This is a genomic window from Blastococcus tunisiensis, assembly GCF_900112815.1.
Classification (GTDB): Bacteria; Actinomycetota; Actinomycetes; order Mycobacteriales; family Geodermatophilaceae; genus Blastococcus_B; species Blastococcus_B tunisiensis.
The window spans coordinates 81,078-103,930 of sequence record NZ_FOND01000004.1; the positions used below are offsets into that span (position 1 = coordinate 81,078).

The window sequence follows — 22,853 nt, forward strand, 5'->3', positions numbered from 1 at the left end:
ATTCGCCTTGCGTCTTCTCTTCGGCCGCAGCTGCGTGTTCGCCGAGGCGATGAGCTGTCTGTCCGCACGGCAAGCGCGACAGTTGCCATCCACGAGCTGCCGAACCGAGCGGCAGGACCGACAGGCGGCCGGTTTCGCTGTTGAGCGTGCCCCTGCCGATCCGCGCAGTTCCTCGGCAATCGTGCGGATACGCTCCCCTCCGCCAGCATCGATGGCCTTGAACATCGGCCGCCCGTGGTCGAGCCTGCTCACCGCGGTCGCCCCGACGCAGGGCCGTCGGCATCGTTCACGAGCAGTTCGCCATCCTGCTCCACCAGGTAGCGGGTGGCGAGCAGCCGGGAGACCGACGACGCGACGGCGGCCTGGATGTCAGCTCCCATGCGCCGCCACCCGAACAGCCGGGAGACGGCGGTACCGACGTGGTCCTTGTCCATCGTCCTCGCGTCGCGAACGAGGAGCACGATCGCTCGATCCAGTTCGTCCGTCGGGATCCAACCGATCCTGCGGACCCCCTCCTCCCCCGTGGGCACTCGCACCGACAGGGTGTCGTCGTCCCGGATGAACAGGAAGCCTGCGGCGTTCCGCTCGACGGGTCGCCCGTCGATCGTCACCTTCGACAGCACCAGGTCGATGTTCTTCTGGATGACGGCGCCGACCCGACCAACGCCCCAGTCGTTCCGGAAGCACTCCAGCAGCCGACCGTGGTGGACAGGCGCTTCGGCTCTGATGATTCGCTCGAAGTAGGCGCGCAGCGCTGGCCGAGCTTCCGCCATCGCTGGGCCTGCGAGCGAGCGTTCGTTGGGCAGGCGCCCGTAGGAGTTCCGCGACGGGTAGCCCACGGCCCACTCCGGCATGGCGTCGAAGTCGACCTCCTCCTCCACCAGTTCCGGCGGCGGGGCCGGACGAGGAGCCGGAAGCGTCGTCGTCTCACCGCGGACGGCGGACTCGATGGCCTTCCGGAGACGCTCGATCTGCCCTTGCCTGTCGCGGACCCAGGTGAGGCCCCAGATGCGATGGATCCGCCAGCCGAGACCTTCGAGCACCTGCTGGCGCAGGCGGTCACGGTCGCGCGCGGCCTTGGCAGAGTGGTACATCGCGCCGTCGCACTCGATACCGATCGCATACTCGCCAGGTCGGTCAGGGTGGCGGACCGCCATGTCGATCCGGTAGCCGGCTGTCCCGACCTGGGGGTCGACCTGGTAACCCATGCCGCGGACGACGTCGAGGACGTCCTCCTCGAACGGGCTCTCCGGAACCTCGTCGTCGGACCCTGCGTCGACCGCCAGGGCGCTGATGCCCCGGTCGGCGAAATCCAGGTACGCCTTCAGGTGCGGCACCCCGTTCTGGTCCGGGTCCGGCCTCGGGAACTCGTCGTTCGCGATGTCGCTCGCGCGGATCGAGGAGATGATCTCGACCCGCCGGCGAGCACGGGTGATGGCGACGTTGAGCCGGCGCCAGCCGCCCTTCCGGTTCAGCGGTCCGAAGTTCATCGTCAGCTTGCCGAACTCGTCCCGGCCGTAACCGATGCTGAACAGGATGATGTCGCGCTCGTCGCCCTGGACGTTCTCCAGGCTCTTCACGAAGAACCCGTCCAACCGATCGTGGTCGTTCAGCAGCTCCTGCAGTGCCGGCTCGTACGCGGACCGGAGCTCCATCGCCGCGAGGATCGCATCCTCCTGCGCCGCGCTGAAGGTCACGACACCCAGCGACGACCCCGGGTGCTCGCGACGGTGGTGGACGATGCGGTCGACGACGAAGTCCGCCTCAACGGGGTTGTCCCGGGTGCCGCCCCGCATGTAGACGCCATCGACCACGAAGCTCTGGACGCCGAGATCCAGGGAGTCGAACTTCGCTCCCGGGAACGTGTGCAAGGTCCGCTCGTAGATGCGGTGGTTCGAGTAGGTGATGAGCGACTCGTGCTGGCTCCGGTAGTGCCAGAGGAGGGAGAGGCTCTGAAGAGCACCCGTGGCCTTCGCGATGTCGAGCACGGATTCGAAGCTGTCCGGGGTGTCTTCCGAATCGTCGTGCTCGTCGACGTCCGTAGTCGTGCCGAAGAACGAAGTCGGAGGCAGCTGCTTCTGGTCCCCAGCGACGATCAATGCCTCGCCCCGGTAGACGCAGTTCACCGCATCCCACGGCAGCACCTGCGACGCCTCGTCGAAGATCACCACGTCGAAGCGCATCGACGCCGGCAGGTACTGCGAGACGGACAGCGGACTCATCATGAAGCAGGGCTTGAGCCCCTGGACCAGCGAAGCGCTCTCGGCAAGGAGCTGTCGGATGGGCTTGTGCCGAGTCTTCTTCTGCGCCTCTCGGACGATGACCTGCGCCCCGCGACTTCCTCGGGAGGTCGGGCGCAGAGCGGCGCAGCGCGCGACGACCTCGGAGTACCGGTCCTCGATCAGACGGCGGTCGAGGTCCTGGAACTCCGAGACCAGCGCATCTCGGTCGACGGCGCGGTACTTGTCGAGCCTCGCGTCGTTCCGGACGGTGGCGTCCACCCATGCTGCGAGGACCACTCGCTCGAGCGCCTCCGCGACGTCGTCAGCGGGCACTGCCTGGGCGACGAGCTGCCCGACGGCGGCGGCGAGCCCGCGTTCCTCCAGCCAGTCGATCGATCTGACGTGCTCGATCCACTCGTAGATGTCCTCGCTGGCGTGCTCCAGCATCTCGTCGGTCAGGACGACGGCCGCATCGAGGTCCGCGAACTCTCCGTCGAGGTCGGCCGATCGCGCGCCGGAGAAGAGGCCGCGGAGCTCTGCCGATGCTCCGGACCACCGCTCGAGCAGCTCGGTCAGCTCGCCCGACGCGAAGCTCGGGGACATGACCTTGTCCGCGACTACCGGCGCCACCGGACCGCCGAGCTGCTTCCGCGATGACTCCAGCCAGTCGAGCGCGCGCTCGACGTCGGCCCACTCGGTCTCGAGGCCGCGGTATGCGGAGCCGAGTCGCTGGACGTCCTCGTCGTAGCTCTCCAGCACGCGTGCGGCGCCGGCATCTCTCCGCCGAGCGATGCGCAGCAGATCCCGCACTTCCCCGACCGTCACATCACGCCCCGTCACGTCCGCGACGTGACCTATCGCGGCGATGGCCGGAGCGAGGTGCTCCGCGAGGCGAGTGCACCACTCGGCGAAGGCGTGGAGCGACATGCCTGCGGTCGTGCTGGCGTCGTGGCCGAGGTGGCTAGCAGCTTCGTCTCTCAACGCCGTGACGCTCGAGCCCAGCCGCTCCCCCAACGAGGTGAGCAGGGGATCCGGATCGCCGTCCGCCCCGAGCTGGCGCGCCAGCGCGTTCACGTCGATGTCGTCCCCGGCCAGCCGCACCGCACGGCGAGCCGTCTCGATGGCACTCGATACTCGGTCGAAGTCGGTCTCGACCCGCCGGTAGTAGGAGCCGAGACGCCCAGCGTGGTCCTGTTCACCGGAATCGAGGGCTCGTTCGGCCCGCTGCCACTCGGCGGCCTCGCCGAGGTGCGCGAGGACGTCCTTCTTGGCCTTGCCGGAGACGGCGGCTGACTTGACCCGCTTCCGGTCGGCTCGAGCTTGGCTGGAGAAGCGCCCGAGGCCCGTGTGGGTTTCGCGGAAGCGCTGGTCGAGCGCAGCGAGGTCGAGTTCGAGCGCTGCCGGCGTGAAGACCGTGCTGAGAGCCTCACGCCTGCTGCGGACTGCGGAGACGAGCGTGTCCAGCACTCGCTCGGACTCCTCGAGCGCCGCCTGCACGCCCGGGTGGAACCACGGCGCGAGCGGTCGGGCCGGGTTGTTGCCGAGAACGGCCAGGCCCGCGAGCCGCTCGGCCACACCGAGCGTCGGGTTGTCCGCGCCGAATCCCAGCGCCCCGCCGAGGCGCTGCGTGACGCCATTGACCTCGACCAGGCGGTGCGGGGCGTCGCGCAGCCACGACAGGAGCGCGGCCGCCGAACTGGCGGCGAGGTTCGGAGGCGGCGCCCACCCCAGCTCCCCGGGAACCAGCACTCCATCCACGGCGGAGAACAGATCGCTGTCGAGTTCGCCCTGTCGCGGACCCGCCTCGCGCAGGAGACGACCGGTGAGCTCGTGATGCTCCCCCGTCACCTGGGCCAGCTCCCCAGCGAGCTCCCGGTGGCCCACGACGGTCGATTCGTCGTCACACAGCCACGCGGTGACGACGCCCTCCGGCCGTCCCTCCACGAGCGCCAGGACGTCGCGACGACGAACGGCGTCGTCGTGGCGCCGGCCGAAGGGCATCCCGAAGTCCTCGTCGACGGCGTCGCACCGCGTCACCAGGCTCGATGCAGCGTCGCGTGCCCGACGAGCTGATCGCTGCATCGCGTCGACGTCGACATGCTTGCCGGTCGCCAGGTGCAGGTCCCGCCAGAGGAAGTCATCGCGGCGAACGACCGGGCTCCACGCCCGGCCGAGGGCCGCGGCCCGCTCGAGGATCGCCGCCAGTCCCTCGCCGTCCAGCTCCGCCCAGATGTCCGCGGGAGGAACCGCGATGTCGCGGTGCCGCTCCAGTTGGGCGACACGCCCCAGGACGGCGAACAGACTCCGCCCCAGCGCTGGCCGGACGTCGTTCATGGCCTCGGCGTAGTCCGTGAGGTCCTGGCGGTCCTTGGCCAGCGACTTCATCTCGACCGCCCCGAAACGGGTCAGGGCGCGCGGTGACTTCGTCAAGGCGTTGTTCAGCTCTGCGGCGACCTGCTTCCGAGTAGCGGCATGGCTGTGGAGCTCCAGCAGGAACGGGTCCAGACGCTTCTCTGCGAGCCTGTTCCGGACGACGTCGAGGGCCGCTGCCTTCTCGCTGACGAACAACACGGACTTCCCGGCGGAGATGAGCTCGACGACGATGTTGGCGATCGTCTGGCTCTTACCGGTCCCTGGCGGTCCGTCCATCACGAAGCTGCGACCCCCGCGTGCCGCGATGACGCACTTCCGCTGACTGCTGTCCGCGTCGAGGATGCTCATCATCTTCTCGGGCGGGAGCTCGACGTCGACGGCGTCCTCGGATACCGGCTCGAAGGCGTACTTCTCCCCGGACGGCGCGTCAGGTCCGAGCGCGAGCAGCTGGACCATGGGGTGCTCGAGGACCTGCTGGGCGTGCTCGGTGAGGTCCCGGTAGATGGCCTCCTTGTGGAAGCTGAACGTCGTCATGACCGCCCGCGGCGTGACACTCCAGCCCTTCTGTCCCGCAACGGCCTCCCGGACATCCGCCAGATAGCCGTCCAGGTCGACGTCGTCGGCATCGACCTCGGGCAGCGTGATGCCGTAGTCCTTCTCCATGACGAGCTGGAGCGCCGGGTTGAGGGCGATGTCGTCGTCCGTGCTCTCGATCGACCAGTGCCCTGCGTCGCCCTCACGCCGAAGCCGAACGGGCACGAGGAGGAGTGGGCTCTCTGCCGGCTTGTCGTCGTGGTCGCTCCAGGTGAGGAAACCCGCTCCGACGTAGAGGCTCCAGAACCCGCGGTCGGCGAAGGTCTGCTGACTGACCTGGTCGAGCCGCCGCAGGGACGGCCCCAGCTCCTTGGTCGTCTTGTTGCCGACGAGGATGTGCGGCCGCCGGAGCAGCAGAGCGTCGTGGAGCCGGTCGTCGCTCTCCTGCGCACCTTCCGGTTCCGGAGCTGTGAGCACGGACGTTCCGGCCGAGACCTGGCCGATCAGCTCGGCTGCACCTGGCGCCGCGATCTCCAGCGACGCCGTCCTCATGTGCTTGAAGTAGACGAGCCGCTGACGCCCGTCGACGGCGACCAGCGAGGAGCGCCAGAGATCGAGCTGTCGCCGCAGCTTGCGTTCGAGCTGGTCGCTCAGCCCGAGTCCTCCCGGCTCCTCGGCCATGTCGTGGGCGTCAGACCTCTGAGTCACGTGTGCCTTCCTGCAGCAGTCGCCGCGCGAGCGCCATCACGAGCGCCCGATCGTCATCACCGAGTCGAGTGACGAGCTCGACCAGAGCGTCGAGGTCGGCGGAGTCCGCGCGCTTCTCAGCCCTCGCCCCGTCGTCTCCGATCACCTCGACCTCGGGCTCGTCCGGGTCGGGTCCGGACGGAAGGAGGTGGTCGAGGCCCTCGGGCAGCACGCCGTCGTCCACGAGGCGCAGCACCTGGGTGCAGCGCGTCATCGCGATGTAGAGCAGCCGTCGGCCATCGACGGCGCTCCGGGCCAGCTCCGTCGGACCGAGCAGCACGACCGAGTCGAACTCGAGGCCCTTCACGGACGACGCGGGCACGAGCGTGAGCGGGTGCGAGAAGTCCCCGTCTCGACCGTTCCCGATCGTCGTTCCGGCAGCGGTGCAGCGCTCCAACAGCGAGTCGAACGACGAGTCGGGCAGGACGATCGCCGTCGTCCGACCGTCCTCCACATCAGCGGCGGCGAGGTCCAAGGCTCGGTCCTCGACCGAGTCCTCGCCGGCGATGTGCACGGTCGGGTCTCCGGCGCCGAGGCGCACGGACGTCGGCGCCTCGAGGTTCGGCGAGATGAGCGGCAGGAGACGAGCGGCGAGCTCCAGAGCTGCCGAAGGGACGCGGTAACCGATGGTGAGCGTCTCGACGACGGTCTCGCTCGTCGAGAGATGCGTCGTCAGCTCCGACCAGCTGTCCCTGATCCAGGCCCCGGTGGCCTGCGCGAGATCGCCGAGCACGGTGAAGGAGCCACTCGGGCAGCGCCGCGCCAGCGCCCGCGCCTGCATGGGCGAGAGGTCCTGCGCCTCGTCCACGACGACGTGTCTGTACGTGCGGACCTCACCGTTGAGGAGGTAGGAGAGCTCGTCGAGGCAGAAGAGGTCGCCGTCCGTCCAGGGTTCGTCCCCGATGCTGGTACGGGGTTCGCGGTAGAGGCCTGCCCGCTCGTCGGCCGAGAGCAGGCCATCACTGGCCTCGACGAGCCACGACTGCGTCCCGTACAGGCCGCGCAGCAGCTCTTCGGCGGTGAAGGTGGGCCACATGCGATCCAACGCGTTGTTGAACGTGGAGAGCCGACGGATGGCCGGCTCGGTCGCGATGACAGCCCGACCGCCGGCCGCTTGGGCCCCGGCGTAGGCGGCGTAGGCGGCGGCCGACAAGGACTGCCGGAGGACGTCTCGGGCCTGGTTGTGGGGCAGATCGCGAGCCGCGGCGTCGTCGACCAGCGCGCGGATGCGATCGGCCGCGAGCGTCGTCCGGGCGCCCCCCAAAGAGAACTCCAGGTCCTCGTCGCCCCACCCGCGTCGAGCATCGAGCGCTCGGCGAAGGACCTGAGCCATCGCGGCGCTCCCCTTGACCCTGGCGACGCCGACTGGGTCGGTCCCCGTGGCCATCGCCTCACCCGGGTACAGCGAGGCCAGGTCGACCTGCAGCACGTCCGACGCGTCGAGGGACGGCAGCACACCGCTCATGTAGCTGAGGAAGGCCGTGTTGGGGGCGACCACCAGGATGCCGGCACGACGAAGTCCTTCGTCGTTGAATGCGTGCCAGGCAGCGCGGTGGAGGCCGACGACGGTCTTGCCGGTTCCGGGGCCACCCTGGACGACGAGGACGCGGTCACGGGGCGCACGGATGATCCTGAACTGCTCCGCCTGGATGGTGGCGACGACCTCGCGCATCGCTCCGTCGCGCGAACGATCGAGTTCGATCAGCAGCGCATCGCTGACGGGTGTGGGACCCGCTGCGTCGGCATCCTGGGCGACCCCCACGGATGCCGCGGTGATCTCGTCGACCAGGCGCGAGAGGATCCGGTCCTGCTCGACGAAGACGCGCTTGAGATCCAGGTCCTGCGGGTCTTCCGGCGTCGCCTGGTAGAAGACCTGCGCAGCCGGGGCGTGCCAGCTGGCGACGACGAGGTTCTTCGACTCGTCGTGGACGCGGCGGCGACCGATGTAGAGCGGCTCGCCATCACGGTCGACTCGCCCGAAGACGAGCTGACCCGAACCCCGCGAGTTTCGCAGGATGTCGAGCGCCCGGCGCAGCGCAGCGGCGGTCGCACGGTTCCCCTCCTGATAGCTCGCGTAGGTGTGCTCGACGTCGGCGAGCCCCTTGTCGAGCAGCTGGTACGAGCGGGTGACGTACTGCTGCTCCAGGTCCAGATCTGGGTGACGATCGGTCTCAGGCGTCGCGGGCGAGGCCGTCATGTCGTGTCCTGACCGCGCGCCGCGAGCCAGATCGCGTGGTCGACCTCCCAGGGCGTCACCTTGGTCGCCCCCTCCCTGGTGAGGAACTCGGCGACGTCGATCAGCAGCTGCTGTGCGACGTGCGGGTCGCGGACGCCGTGGGGGGCCAGCCACCGGAGGACCATCCGGTCCGGCTTGATGCGCCCGTCGTCGCCGCAGAGCATCCAGAAGTAACCCCGCCGGATGCCGTACTGCCCTTCTCCTCGTACTCGTCGCAAGCGGTTGTCGATGGACGCGAGCAGGGGCGGCGAGGAGAGGGCCTGATTCGCGGCGGCGATGTCGTCGATCCCGTGGTCCAGGAGAGCGCGCGCATAGCCGAGGGCGGCCCGCGCCTTGGTGATCCCGTTGCGCGTGGACGTGCGCTGGCGGTTCCGCGCCACCTCCAGGAGCGAGTCCTCGTCGGGGAAGCACTCGACGAAGCGGCGCAGGGGATGCACGTCCTCGACGGGAGGCCCAAGCGTCAACAGCGGACCACTCGCTCCGTCGTCCAGGACGCGACGGACGAGCGGCACGACCACCCCGTCGTAACGGGCGCCGATGCTCCACACCGCGTCCAAGACGCAGGCGGAGAGGCTCGCCCAGCGCTGCTCACGCGTGCGAGGTCCGAGCGCTGCGACGCGCTCGGCAACACCAGCGACCACGTCGACCGTCGGAGGAACGTGGAACAGCGCCGTTGACGTCATCGATCCAGAACTCCCCGTCGTGCTCAGCGTCCCTGCCGAGGCCTATCGGGACCCTGCCATCTCGGAACGACAGTTCCGGTGAGGAGACGACCCGCATCACCGCTTCGGGTGCACTGCCGTGACACCGGCCCCGGCCGGCACGTGCGCCCCAGCCCCACCTCGAAGGCATTGCGCCGCAAAGTCCCTAGCGCAGCCTCAGGCCGGGACGCCCTCCAGAACGGTCATCGAACCCAGTGGCACCACGGACCCCAGCGACACGTGCACTCCCGAGGAGGGGCGACGCATCGCTGTCTCGTAACTACTGTCCGAGCTGTGGCAGTCATGGAAGACAGCAGCGTCCGTCCGTCCGAGCGACAGGACGCCTCCGCTCCGGACACCCGCTCCGTCCCCGAGCCGGGTCAGATCGCGGTTGTGCGTGGCGCGACCTGGGCGGTCACCGACGTCCGCGTCCAGGGGCTCCCCCGCAGCGGCGCCGACGACGCCACCACGGGCCTCCAGCACGCCGTCACCCTCCAGTCCCTCGAGGAGGACCGCCTCGGCCAGGAGCTCCAGGTGGTCTGGGAGCTCGAACAGGGCCGCTCGCTCCGACCGGAGCTAGGCCTCCCCACCACGATCGATCCGGACCGGTTCGACGACCCGAGCCGGCTCGCGGCCTTCATCGACGCCCTCCGCTGGGGCGCCATCACCTCCGCCGACTCCCAGGTCGTCCAGGCGCCCTTCCGCAGCGGCGCCAACGTCGAGCCCTACCAGCTCGAGCCGCTGCGTCGCGCGCTCCGCGAGACGCGGGCCAACCTGCTCCTCGCCGACGACGTCGGTCTCGGCAAAACCATCGAGGCCGGACTCGTCGCGCAGGAACTCTTCCTCCGCCACCGCGCCCGCACCGCGATCATCGTCTGCCCCGCCGGCTTGGCCCTGAAGTGGCAGGACGAGATGCTCGAGAAGTTCGGCCTCGACTTCACGATCATCAACTCGGAGACGATGCGCGAGGTTCGCCGCAGCCACGGGTTGCACGCCAACCCGTTCACGCTCTTCCCGCGCATCATCGTCTCGATGTCGTGGCTGCCCGGGCAGCGCGCCCAGCGCCTCCTCCGCGACGTGTACGCGCAGTCGGCGAAGCGCGAGGGCGCCCGGCGGTTCGCCTACGACATCCTGATCGTGGACGAGGCGCACCACGTCGCCCCCTCGAGCCCGCAGCGGGTCGACAAGCTGAACATCACCCGGCGCGGCTACGCCGTCGACTCGCGGCGCACCCACGCCGTCCGCGAGCTGGCCGAGAAGTGCGAGCACCGCCTGTTCCTCAGCGCCACCCCGCACAACGGCTACGTCGAGTCGTTCACCGCCCTGCTGGAGATGGTCGACCCACAGCGCTTCGTGCGCGGCTCGCACATCGACCGTTCGGCGCTGCGCGAGGTCGCGGTCCGCCGTCTGAAGCGCGACCTGAAGGAGGCGAAGGGCTTCCAGGAGCGCCAGGTCACCGCGCTGCCGTTCGAGCCCTCACCCGCCGAGGAGGAGGCCTACGAGTGCCTCCTCGCCTTCACCAACCGTCGCGACAAGGCGGTGGCCACGGGCGACGGCGCCGCCAAGCAGGCCCGCGACATGGCGACGCTCCTGCTGAAGAAGCGCTTCTTCTCCTCCCCGGTCGCCTTCGCCCGCACGGTGGACGTCTACCTGGAGACGCGGCTCCGCGGTGTGGACGCCGAACTGAGCGGCGACTACGACGACGTCCTCGGCGTCGACGCGGACGACCTCGAGGAAGGGAAGTCCGACCAGACCGAGCTGCTGACCCTCGCCGGCACCCGGCGGAAGCTCCCTCCCCTGACCGACGAGGACATCGCGGACCTGCGGTGGCTCAGCAGCTGGGGCCACGAGTTCGACGGCACCGTCGACTCCCGCCTGGCGGCCCTGGTCCGCCACCTCGACGGCGTGCTGCTCGCCGGCGAACTCTGGCTCGACGAGCGCATCGTCGTCTTCACCGAGTACGTCGACACCCTGTACTGGGTCAGGGACAACCTGCTCCAGCACGGCTACGACGCCGACCGGATCGCAGTCATCGACGGCAGCACCGACCCCGAACAGCGCGAGCTCACCCGCGCGCAGTTCAACGAGCCGCCGAGCCGCACCAAGGTCCGCATCCTGCTCGCCACCGACGCCGCCGGCGAGGGCATCGACCTGCAAGCCAACTGCCACCGGCTGTTCAACTACGACATCCCGTTCAACCCGAACCGGCTCGAGCAGCGCATCGGCCGGGTCGACCGGTACGGCCAGGAGCACCAGCCCGACATCCGGCACTTCACACCGGCGGCGGGCCCCTCCGGCCTGGCGTCGGACGTCGACTTCCTCGCTCGGGTCGCCACGAAGATCGCCCGGGTCGAGCTGGACCTCGGATCGGCGAACGAGATCATCGCGCCCGACATCCAGCGACAGCTGACCGGCGCCGCCCTCACACCGAAGTCGAGCGAGCAGGCCCCCAAGGGAGACCGCGCGATCAACGAGATGCTGCTGGGGCAGCGGCAGGTGAACGCCGAGCTGACCGCCCTCGAGACCCAGCTGGAGGAGGACCGGGAGAGCCTGCATCTGCGGCCGATGAACCTCCGGCGCGTGGTCGAGACCGCACTGGACCTCGACATGCAGCCTCGGCTGGTCCCCACCCAGGTGGAGGACGGCGGCGCCGAGGTCTTCGAGCTGCCGTCCCTCGCGCGCTCCTGGGAACCGGTCACCCGGGGCCTGGCCAGCCGGCTGGAGCCGGACCGCCTGCGGCCCATCACCTTCGACCAGGACGTCGCCCGCGCCACCACGGACGTCGTCCACGCCCATCTGGGCCACCCGCTGCTCCAGCGGTCCACCCGACTGCTCCGATCAGCGCTGTGGGGCGGCGAGACCGACCTGAACCGCGTCAGCGCCGTCGTGGTCCCCGGGCTCGACGAGTCCTTCGCCGCCGCGGTCGTCCGCCTCGTCCTCGTCGGTCGCGGCGGCATCCGGCTGCACGAAGAGGTCTTCCTGGCCGGCACTCGACTGGGCCGGCGGCAGCAGGTCGGTGTCGAGCGAGCCGAGGAGCTGCTGGCCCGGGCGTTGGACGGCGACGAGCTGACCGCCGCGCCGGACGAGGTCGCGCGCCGCCTCGCCACGGCCTGGGACGACGACACCGCTGGGTTGCGATCCCGTGTGGAGGACGCCATCCGGGTCCGGGTCGAGCGGCGGACGCGGGAGGTCGAGGACCGACTGGCGAAGCGGCGCGAGGAGGACCTCGGCCGGGTGGACGCCATCTTCACCCGGTTCGCCAGCACGCTCCGCGAGTCGATCGCCGCGGCGGAGAAGCTCGAACAGGAAGCGGAGGCGATGTTGTTCGACGTCGAGCAGCACCAGTCGGAGCGGGACCTGCGGCAGATGCGCGCCAGGCTCGACGAGATCGACGACGAGCGCCGCCGCGAACGAGAGGCGGTGGAGACCCGCTACCAGGACGTGAAGCCGTGGCCATTCCCTGCCGCGGTGCTCTTCGCGATCAGCCCCGCCGACGCCGAGCAGGGGGTGGCGGTCCGATGAGGCGTCGTCCGCCGAGCACGACGCAGTTGCACCAGGACTGGTTGGCGCAGGTCGAGACCGACGGCCCATTCCTGTCCCTGCCGGTCCTGAAGGACATGTGGCCCAACGGGATGGAGCCACTGAGCGACGTCGACGACCGGCTGGTCACGTTCAAGGAGAACCACGCCGTCTGGGAGCAGGCCTTCGACCGCTCACGCAACGAATCCGCCGAGCAGTACGCGGACGTGGCGCGGTCATGGGTGGACGTGGTGCTCGACGTCCTCGCCGGGTGGGAGGGGCATCGGATCGCACCGGGCGAGCTGCCGGAGGACGTGGTGGTCCGGTCGCCGGGCGAGACCATCGCGGTCCGCCCGGACGGCGCCCTGCGGGGGCGCGACGACGAGATCGCGTGCTTGTTGCGGGTCGTGCCGCCGACCGACAGCCTGCACGCGGCCGGCTTGGACGGCTGGTCGGCGAGCGAGGTCGACCGGATCGCCGCGCTGCTGCGCAAGGCCGACGTCGCTGTCGGCGTGGTGACCGACGGCCGCTGGTGGGCGCTCGTCTGGGCCGGCGAGAGCACGACTACAGGCTCGGGCGTGGTCGACGCGCTGAGCTGGCGCGAGGAGCCCCGGCTGCGCGACGCGTTCCTGACGCTGGTCAGCGCATCGACGCTGCGACACGCGAACCCCGAGCGCCGGCTCCCGCGGCTGTTCGAGCGCAGCGTGCTCGAGGCCGAGGAGATCACCGAGGCGCTCGGCGTCCAGGTCCGCAAATCGGTGGAGCTGCTGGTCCAGGCGTTCTCCGAGGCGCGGCTGTCCGCGCGGGGCAAGGGGCTCGACGACCCGCTGTGCGAGGACCCGGACGAGATCTACCAGGCCGCGGTCACGGTGATGATGCGGGTGGTGTTCCTGCTCTTCGCCGAGGAGCGCGGAATGCTGCCGACACCGGAGCTCTACCGGGCCGCCTACGGGATCAGCGACCTGCTCGACGACCTGCAGGCCCGGGCGCAGCAGGAGGGCGAGGAGAACCTCGACCACTCCACGGACGTCTGGCACCGACTGCTCGCGGTCAGCACCGCCCTCTACGGAGGGGCGAACTTCGACGAGGTTCGGATGCCGGCCTACGGCGGTTCCCTGTTCGACCCCCAGCGGTTCCCGTGGATGACCGCCGAGCGTCCCGACGGCGGACTGCGCCTGCGCGTGTCCGACCGGGTGATGCTCCACGTGCTCGAGTCGGTCCAGGTGGCCAAGGTCGGCGGTCAGGCGCGGCGGATCTCGTTCCGGGACGTCGACGTCGAGCAGATCGGCTACATCTACGAGGGCCTGCTCGGCTACACCTGCCGCGGGGTCGACGCCGAGGTCGTGCTCGGACTCGTCGGCAAGGACGGCGAGGAACCCGAGATCGACCTCGACACCCTGGACGAAATCTACGAGGAGTCGCGGGGCGCCAAGGACTTCGCCGGGAGGCTGACCGACTGGGTCAAGCAGACGCAGCCGGCGGCAAAGCTCGTCTCCGTGGCGAAGATGGCCAAGCTGCACGACGCCGACGTGGACGAGGCGGAGATGAACCGCCTCCTCAAGCCGGTCGCCGGCGACGACCCCGACCTGCTTCCCGCACTCGTGTCGTGGGGCAACCTCATCCGCCGGGACCTGCGCGACCTGCCCTACGTCGTCCCGCGCGGCGGTCTGGTGGTCTCGGAGACCCCGTCCCGGAAGAACGCCGGCGCGCACTACACACCCCGCTCCCTGGCCGAAGAAGTCGTGCTCCACGCCCTGCAGCCGCTGGTTTACGAACCCGGACCGCTGCAGACCAACGACGAGAACGCCTGGCGGCTCAAGTCGAGCTCGGCGATCCTCGACCTCAAGGTCGCGGACATCGCCGCCGGCTCAGGAGCCTTCCTCGTCGCCGCCGCCCGCTACCTCTCCGACCGACTCGTCGAGGCCTGGACCACCGAAGCCATCGTCGACGGCGACCACGTCGACACCGGCCTGCGCACCCGCGCCATCCGCGAGGTCATCGCCCACTGCCTCTACGGCGCCGACATCAACGGCATGGCCGTCGAGATGTGCAAGCTCTCCCTCTGGCTGGTCTCACTCGACCCCACCAAGCCGTTCTCCTTCGTCGACGACAAGGTCTTCCACGGCAACTCGCTGCTCGGCCTCACCTCCCTTGAGCAGCTTCGACACCTGCACATCGCACCGGAGACGAAGAAGTCGAAGCAGCTCAACGCCTTCGTCGACGCCGAGGCCGTGCTGAACGAGGTCACCCGCATCCGCCACCAGCTCGCCACTACCGTCGACGAGGACGACCCCCAGCGAACGCGCAACGGCAAGCGCCGCCTGCTCGGCCAGTCCGAGCAGGTCAGCGGCAAGCTCCGACTGATTGCGGACGGCATCGTCGCCACCGCCCTCCGCCTCGGCGGAAGGCCAGGAGCTGCGCTCGAAGACGCGTACACGGCCCTCGAAGGCGCCCTTATCAAGGCCTTCCCCGCCGACGACAGCATTGGCGACACAACCGTCCTCGACCGGATCATCGAGCAAGGACTCACGCCCACCGTTCCCACCGACTACGCCCGCTGGGAACCAGTGCACTGGATCATCGAGGCCCCTGACGTTCTCCTCGAACACGGCGGCTTCGACGCCATCGTCGGCAATCCGCCATTTCTCGGTGACAAGAAACTGAAAGCCGCGCTTGGAGACGAGTATCGCGAATTTCTGTCTCAGCAGATCGCCAATAACGTTCGGGGTGGCGCCGATCTCGTGGCCTATTTCTTGCTCCGGGCCGCCTCCTTGATGCGACGGACCGGCAAGCTCGGACTCATCGCAACCAATACCATCGCTCAAGGGGACACCCAGGAGGTCGGGCTTCACCAGCTGCTAGATGACGGCTTTACGATCACACGGGCAATCAAGAGCAGGCCGTGGCCGGCATCGAGCGCCAACCTGGAGTTCGCAGCCGTTTGGGGTGGATCCACAGAGCCCGAGAAGGGCTGTGGAGTCTGGGTTGACGGCGTGCGGGTTCATCGCATCTCGGCTCTGCTTGAGCCTGAGGGAGCAGTTGCCGGACGCCCAAGGCGGCTGACCGAGAACCAGAGCACCGCATTCATAGGCTCGTACGTGCTGGGCGACGGCTTTGTGCTTGACCGCGATCAGGCGACGAACATGCTCCAAGATGAACCGCGCAATTCTGATGTCATCTTTCCCTATCTCACAGGGGCGGACTTGACTGGTCGCCCTGACCTCTCTGCCAGCCGCTTTGTGATCAACTTCTTTGACTGGGAGGAAGCGACAGCCAAGCGCTACCGCCTGCCGTACGAGCGAGTACAGCGACTCGTAAGGCCGGAGCGAGCCAAGCTGAACAGGAAGGCCAATCGCGAGCGCTGGTGGCGCTACGCCGAGAACCGGCCGGGCTTGTACCGAGCCATACGGGATATGGATGGGGTAATCGTCATCGCGCGGGTCAGCAAGGCGGTCCTACCTGTACGCGTCCCCACCGGCCAAGTGATCGGCGATGCGTGCGTCGTCTTCGCCCTAGATACGCCCGGACATCTTGCGATTCTTACTTCCGCCCCTCACCAGATCTGGGCCATTACCTACAGCTCTACGCTGGAGACCCGCGTAAGATATACGCCTTCCGACGTGTTCGAGACATTCCCTCGACCCGCGGTCACTGCGCGACTAGAAGCGGCCGGTGAGGCTCTCGATAACACGCGACGCAAGTTGATGCAAGATCGCAGCATAGGCCTGACCGCTCTCTACAACCTGGTGAATGACCCTTCTCTATCGGCGGACCGAGACGTCTCAACCATCCGCGATCTGCATGTGGAGCTGGATGAGGCGGCCGTCCAGGCGTACGACTGGAGCGACCTGATGTTGGGCCATGGGTTTCACACATACCGCCAGGCTGAACGCTTCACCGTCAGCCCGGCAGCAAGGGTCGAACTGCTGGATCGACTACTCCGAGAGAATCACCGGCGTTCGGCAATGGAGCGACAAAACGGGCAAGCGCAGGAAGGTCGCATCTGATGCCCGAGTCCGGCTCCACAACAGTGCGGGCTGAGCTCGTCAACCTCATCCGAGATGAACTATTGGGCCCGCGCGGAGATGCGGACGAGGAGATCCCCGCAAGCCCTCGCGCCATGTACGCCGTCGGCGGTCTGGCACCCGTCACGATTGATCCCTCGCTTGCACGCCTATCGTTCGACCCGGACGAGGCCGAGAGCCAGGGAATCGACGGTGCTCCGGTCCAGGCGGTCAGCGATTCCGACCCCGACCGAGACGGACAGCTCGGGGTCCCCGTGCCGACCGACGAGGACGTCTCGACCGCCGAGTCGGATGACGAGGAGGACGATGGCCCAAAGGGAGCCCTGACCCATCCCTCGTCGATGGGCCTTCGGTTCCAGGTGCCCGCCGATGTCGGCACGCTCGTCGTCACAGCCGAGTGGGCCCGCTACGAGAGCTTCCAGCGCCTCAACGAGGAAACAGGCAAGAAGCGCACCTGGTTCCGGCGCACTCCCTTGGAGTTCCCCAGGGAGCTCGTCCTAGTAGGCACCACGGCACGACGAGCGGACGTCCTCGACCTCGACACCGACGTCAGCCTGCGCGTCGAAGTCTTCCCGCTCGGCGATCGACTGATCGTCGAACTGGCGCTCAGCAACGACCGCATCACCGGGACCGATGCCCCGCCCGGGGACTGGCTGTTCCAGACGAAGCTGACCGTCACCGCGAAAGACGGTTCGGAGTGCTTCCTCCCGAGCCGCGACGTCCTCGAACCGGGCTACCGGGAGCCCGACGAGGAGCGTCGCCGCCTGGACCTCCAGTACAAGCACAAGCTGGAGTACGCCGTCGGCCGCACCTGTTCCGTGGACTGGGACGAGGTCCCAAAGACCCGGCGCGCCCGCGAGATCACGACGACCTGGCTGCCGACCGCCGACGTCCCGCAGACCGTCGCCGGCGACGCCGGGAACACCGTCACGTCGATGCGCGTCCTCGCTGAGATCGACCCCGGCGACATCCGCCGGGCGCTCGAGCCGATGATCGCCGGTTACGCGGCGTGGCTGGCCGAGGACCAGGAGCCGGCAGCCGCCGCACTCCCCTACCACCTGAGGAAGACCGCCTCCGAGGCGATCGGCGAGGCGAAGGTCGTCGCCTCCCGGCTGAAGGCCGGGCTGCAGCTGCTGGAGAGCGACCCGGACACGCTGGCGGCCTTCCGGTTCATGAACCGAGCCATGCGCGACCAGCGCATCCGCTCCCAGGTTGCCGCCGCACGAGCGGCCAAGGTCGGCGTCACCGTGGAGCAAGCCCTGGCCGAGGTCGAGGCGAAGGGCGACAAGGCGGCTTCGTGGCGGCCGTTCCAGCTCGCCTTCATCCTCATGCAGTTGCCGGCGCTGGTGGACCCGACCGATCCCTATCGGAGCGGCGAGGACTCCCGGGTCGAGCTGCTCTTCTTCCCCACCGGTGGTGGCAAGACCGAGGCCTACCTCGGCCTGGCGGCCTTCACCTTCGCGATCCGGCGCCTCCAGGGAGCCGTCCAGGGCGAGGACGGGGAGCTGGACGGCGGTGACGGCGTCGCCGTCCTCATGCGGTACACCCTCCGCCTGCTGACCTCCCAGCAGTTCCAGCGCGCGGCCGCGCTCGTGTGCGCGGCGGAGTTGATCCGCCGGGAGGACGAAGCGACCTGGGGCGCCGAGCCCTTCCGCATCGGGCTCTGGGTCGGCAGCAGCGTCAGCCCCAAGCGCTACGCCGAGGCCGAGGCACAGGTGAAGCTGGCGAAGTCCGAGGACGGTCGTGCCCACGGCCTCACCGTCCTACAGATCAAGCGCTGTCCGTGGTGCGGGACCCCGATCGACCCGAAGCGCGACGTCGACGCCGTGGCCACCACCCAGCGGATCCACGTCCGCTGCGGCGATCGCGACGAGGAGTGCCCCTTCTCCACACGCGGACAGGACGACGAAGGCCTTCCCATCCTCACCGTCGACGAGGAGATCTACCGGCACCCGCCGACGTTCCTGCTCGCCACCGTCGACAAGTTCGCCCGGCTGGCGCGGGAGGGCGAGGCGGCGAGCCTCTTCGGCTACGTCGCCGAGCGCTGCCCCCGCCACGGCTACCGCCACCCCGACGCGCGGGGCGACTCGTGCAAGGGCCAGAAGCACAACGCCGTCACCAAGAGCGGCGTCAGCTACCCGGCCGCCGACGTCGAGCCGGTGTCGCGCCTCCGACCGCCGGACCTGATCATCCAGGACGAGCTGCACCTCATCACCGGAGCACTCGGCACCGCGGTCGGCGTCTTCGAGAACGTCGTCGACGTGCTCTGCTCCTGGTCCCGGGACGGCGACGCCGTCCTCCCGCTGATCATCGCCTCCACGGCGACGGTCCGGAAGGCCGAGGACCAGGTCCGCAACCTGTACGGACGAGGCGTCGACGTCTTCCCGCCGCAGGTGCTCGACGTCCGCCAGACGTTCTTCTCGAGGGAGCTGGAGGTCACCGAGGACGACCCGGGACGGAAATACCTCGGCGTCTGCGCGCATGGCATCCGGCTGACCCTCGCCGAGATCCGCATCGCCGAGGTGCTCCTGCTCGCCGGGCAGAAGCTGCTCGACGAGCACGGGAAGGCGGCTGACCCGTACTTGACGTCGGTCGCCTACTTCAGTGCCACGCGAGAGCTCGCCGGCATGCGGCGCTATCTCGACGACGACGTCACCACCCGTGTGTCCGGCAGGACCGAGCCCTTCCCGCGCCGCACCACGGACTTCTCACGACTGGCGATCGGCGAACTCACCTCGCGGATCTCGTCGTCGGAGATCGGGGCCACGCTGGACAAGCTCTCCCTAGAGTTCGACCCGGACCGCTGGAGCACGGCCGGCAAGGCCGCCTTCACCAAGGCGATGCAGGACGGCAAGGTGAAGGGCGGCTTCGACCAGCGGCCGTACGACTTCGTCCTGGCGACGTCGATGCTGCAGGTCGGTGTCGACGTCCCCCGCCTGGGCCTGATGCTCGTCGTCGGCCAGCCCAAGAACACCGCCGAGTACATCCAGGCGTCGTCCCGCGTGGGTCGCGATCCGTCCCGCCCCGGGCTGGTCGTGTCGCTGGCCAACTGGTCGAGGCCGCGGGACATGGCGCACTTCGAGCAGTTCCGGCACTACCACGAGACGTTCTACGCGCAGGTGGAGGCGCTCAGCGTCACCCCGTTCTCCGAGGCCGCTCTCGAGCGAGGGCTCATGGGTGTGCTGGTGAGCGCGGCCCGGGTGATGGACGTCGGCCGGCCGAAGTCGCTATCCCCCGAGCTCGGCGCCGGCCGGATCATCGACGGCGCGCAGCGCCTGGACGAGGTCATCGAGCGGCTCACCGAACGGGCAGCGCGTGCCTACACCGAGCCGGACTTCGACGAGCGGATACGCGCCAAGCTGATCCAGCGCAAGGACCGCTGGCTCGGACGTGCGATCGAGGAGGGCGGCGGCCTCGTCTACGAGCGGTCGACCGACAAGACCCAGGTCACCTCGCCCCTGCTGATCAGCCCCGAGGTCCGGACCACCACGGCCGCCGAGAAGGTGTTCGTCGTCGCCAACTCGATGCGCGAGGTGCAGCCGGAGATCAACCTGCTGGTCAGCCCCAGCCCGAGCCATCTCGCCGCCAAGGAGCCCGTCGACGCGCCGGGCTGGAGCTTCCAGCCCCCCGCCGAGGAGGACGCATGACCGCCCTGTCGGAAGACCCGACCGACGTCGCCCCACCCTCCCCCGACGTCCCCGAGGCGGCGGTGGCCACCGTCGAGCAGGAGCTCGACCCGCTCGCCGACGTCGAGGCCAACAAGCCGAAGAACCGGGCGAAGGTCGGTGCCGTCCGGCCTTCTGCGCTGCTCTACACGCAGGGCATCGGCTCGACGGTCGACCTGCCGCACCTGTCGGTGATGCCCCACGGCCTCGACGACTGGGAGCGCATCTACCGCCGTCGACCCACGCCGCCGGAGACGATCGTCGAGCCCCGCCTGCTCCAGGTCGTCCAGGCGCACCTGGGCAAGACCGTGCACGAACTGCGCAAGCCCCCGTGGGCATCCGCCGAGATCGGCCAGAAGGACTCGGCGACCGACCTGGGCATCCCCGGGCGCGTCTTCCCTCAATGGCTGCGGTGCACCGGCTGCGGCTTGCTCGGCCAGGTGTCCGACGGCGCCAGCTTCGAGTACCGCAACACCAATCCGTTCCGTCCTGACCAGGCGGAGTTCCTGCACCTGAGGTGCACTGGCTGGTCCGAGGGCGGCGCGGTGAAGCGCAAGCCGAGGGACCGGACAGCTGTGCCTGCCCGCTATCTCGTCGCATGCCAGAAGGGACACCTCGACGAATTCCCCTACGTCGCCTGGGTGCACCGGGGAGCGGCATGCCCGTCCGCTCCTCGCCCGCGGCTCCGCATGCAGGAGTGGAAGAGCAACCTCGGTCCGGATGTGCGGATCACCTGCCAAGCGTGCAAGGCCGACCGCGGCATGCTGGATGCGACCACTCGCGCAGCCGCCGCGAATCTGCCTCGCTGCCGCGGACGACACCCACACCTCGACGCATTCTTCCCCTGCAAGGAGCAGGGCCGGCTCATGCTGCTCGGAGCCGCCAACCAATGGTTCTCGAACACGGTGAGTGCCCTGTCCCTGCCGCGGGAGGACGAGGCCTCGGCGTCCGAGCTGGCTCCGGCCATCGGCTCCCTGCCCAAGAAGGTGCTGCAAGCCATCCACGGTCCGGAGGGCATGGACTCCCTCAAGCTTCTCGCCGGGGTGAATGGTCTCTCGGGCCTCGACGACGTCGACAACGCCGTCCTCTGGGAGGCGTTCCAGCTCGCGACCGGGCAATCGACGACCGCGGACGACAGCGAGCAGGCGGCCGCCCGACGCGACCCGCGGACTCTGCTGGCTCCCGAGTGGACCGTGCTCAGCGACCCGTCGAAGTTCACCAAGTACAGCGGCTCCCCTGACTTCAAGGCCGCGTCTCGCGACGTGGCTGCCGAGCTGGAGCCGCTCGTGACCGGCGTCGTCGCCGTCGAGCGGCTCAAGAAGGTCAACGCCTTCATCGGGTTCACCCGGATCGATGCCTTCGACCGCATCGACGACGCCTCCGACCGCGTCGCCCCCCTCACCCGCAACGGCCTCCCCGCGTGGGTGCCGGCCACCGAGGACCGCGGAGAGGGCATCTTCATCCAGTTCGACGAGGCGCGCGTCGCCAGCTGGGAAGCCGACGTGCTGGACCGTCCGGTCTGGCAGCGCTACAGGGCAGCGCACCGGCTGAACTTCCGGCGCCGAACGAGCAAGACCGCAGCGGAGATCCATCCGGACGGCCGCTTCCCGTCCCCGCGCTACTGGGCCATCCACACGCTCTCGCACCTGCTGATCCGCGAGATGGCGATGTCCAGCGGCTACGGCTCGGCCAGCCTGACCGAGCGCATCTTCGCCTGGCCCGGCAACGACGACGTCCCGCCGGCGGCCGGCCTCCTCGTCAGCACGACGTCCTCGGACAGCGAAGGCACCCTCGGTGGGCTCGTCGAGCTGGCCAAGCCGGGGAAGCTGCAGAAGGTCGTGCTGGACGCCCTCCGCCGCGGCACCCGCTGCTCGTCGGACCCGATCTGCTCGCACCGAGCACCGCGGGGCAAGGAGGACTTCCTGCACGGCGGAGCCTGCCACTTCTGCCTGTTCGTCAGCGAGACGAGCTGCGAGCGGACCAACCGCTTCCTCGATCGGCGGATGGTCCTCGACCTGGTCGCCGACCCGAGCACCTGGACGCCCGGACTGTTCGCCTCGCTGTGCGAGGAGGACGGCGGATGACGGCGGCCGCCGAGCTCGGCGCCTTCCTGACCAAGGACGAGGCGAAGCGGATCGGCGGTTCTCTCGATCTCGGCCACGGACTGCTCCACCAGGCCGTCAAGAGCGTCCACGGGGATCGTCGCGAGCGCGTGCTGGAGCTCCTCGACGCCGTCCTGGCCGATCTCGCCGGCGACGTCCGCGCCCTGGCGGTCGTGCTGTCGGCCCTGAGCGGCGTTCCTCGCGCCGCCCGACCGCAGTTGGTGTGGACGTCCCCGAGCCTGCCGCACAGCGAAGGCCACACGACCCTCGCCGCGTCGCAGTTGATCAACGAGGCGCAGTCGTACGTCTACGCCGCTACGTACTCCGCCACGATGGGGTCGTCCTACGTGGCGGCGCTCCAAGAGGCCGTCGGACGCGGTGTCGCCGTGACGCTCGTCGTCGATCGGGCGAGGCAGGCGCAGACGGCCACGGCGCTCGCCGGGAGGCTGGCCGGGGCGCGCATCTGGACGATGAGTCCACCCGAGGTGGGCGAGTACGCCGTGCAGCACGCCAAAATCGTGATGATCGACGGGCTCGCGGCACTCGTGACCAGCGCGAACTTCTCCTCCGCAGCGGCAGAGACGAATCTCGAGTGCGGCATCCTGCTGCGCGACGCCGCGGTGGCCTCGTCCATCAAGGCGCACCTCGACCAGCTGCGCGAGAGCAGAGTTCTGGTGGACTACTCCGCCTGATCCCGACTGTGGACGCTCCGTCAACCGAGCCGTCGCC

The 22,853-nt window shown here is 69.2% G+C and carries 8 protein-coding genes; 5 read left to right on the forward strand and 3 right to left on the reverse strand.

Going from position 1 to position 22,853, the window contains the following annotated elements:
• Positions 1-248: 248 nt before the first annotated feature.
• Genes BM142_RS06570 through BM142_RS06580 form a run of 3 tightly spaced genes read right to left on the reverse strand, consistent with a single transcriptional unit; the run spans position 249 to position 8,549 of the window.
• A complete protein-coding gene (locus tag BM142_RS06570; RefSeq protein ID WP_092195982.1) occupies positions 249-5,837 on the reverse strand; it encodes a DUF4011 domain-containing protein in 5,589 nt (1,862 codons plus the stop codon).
• Entirely contained in the window at positions 5,821-8,073 is a 2,253-nt protein-coding gene (locus BM142_RS06575; protein WP_092195983.1) for a HelD family protein, read from the reverse strand. Before BM142_RS06575 ends, BM142_RS06570 begins: the two co-directional genes overlap by 17 nt.
• The gene (locus tag BM142_RS06580) at positions 8,070-8,549 is read right to left on the reverse strand and encodes a hypothetical protein (RefSeq protein WP_217640612.1); all 480 of its coding nucleotides are present in this window, start codon (positions 8,547-8,549) and stop codon (positions 8,070-8,072) included. The genes BM142_RS06575 and BM142_RS06580 overlap by 4 nt, the downstream gene beginning before the upstream one ends.
• Positions 8,550-9,116: 567 nt before the next feature.
• On the opposite strand from BM142_RS06580, the gene drmD reads away from it, so the two are divergent.
• Genes drmD through drmC form a run of 5 tightly spaced genes read left to right on the forward strand, consistent with a single transcriptional unit; the run spans position 9,117 to position 22,816 of the window.
• Entirely contained in the window at positions 9,117-12,335 is a 3,219-nt protein-coding gene (gene drmD / locus BM142_RS06585) for a DISARM system SNF2-like helicase DrmD (protein WP_092195984.1), read from the forward strand.
• Between the two features lie 41 nt (positions 12,336-12,376).
• A complete protein-coding gene (locus BM142_RS06590; protein ID WP_217640614.1) occupies positions 12,377-16,339 on the forward strand; it encodes an Eco57I restriction-modification methylase domain-containing protein in 3,963 nt (1,320 codons plus the stop codon).
• Positions 16,339-20,004: a DISARM system helicase DrmA gene (gene drmA, locus BM142_RS06595; protein ID WP_092195986.1), complete on the forward strand. Its 3,666-nt coding sequence runs from the start codon at positions 16,339-16,341 to the stop codon at positions 20,002-20,004. The genes BM142_RS06590 and drmA overlap by 1 nt, the downstream gene beginning before the upstream one ends.
• Complete coding sequence (gene drmB / locus BM142_RS06600) at positions 20,001-22,106, forward strand: DUF1998 domain-containing protein (RefSeq protein ID WP_175527140.1); 2,106 nt, start codon at positions 20,001-20,003, stop codon at positions 22,104-22,106. Before drmA ends, drmB begins: the two co-directional genes overlap by 4 nt.
• Positions 22,103-22,816 carry a DISARM system phospholipase D-like protein DrmC gene (drmC, locus tag BM142_RS06605; protein ID WP_092195987.1) on the forward strand — a complete coding sequence of 238 codons (714 nt, stop codon included), beginning with the start codon at positions 22,103-22,105 and terminating at the stop codon, positions 22,814-22,816. The genes drmB and drmC overlap by 4 nt, the downstream gene beginning before the upstream one ends.
• The last annotated feature ends 37 nt before the right edge of the window (positions 22,817-22,853 follow it).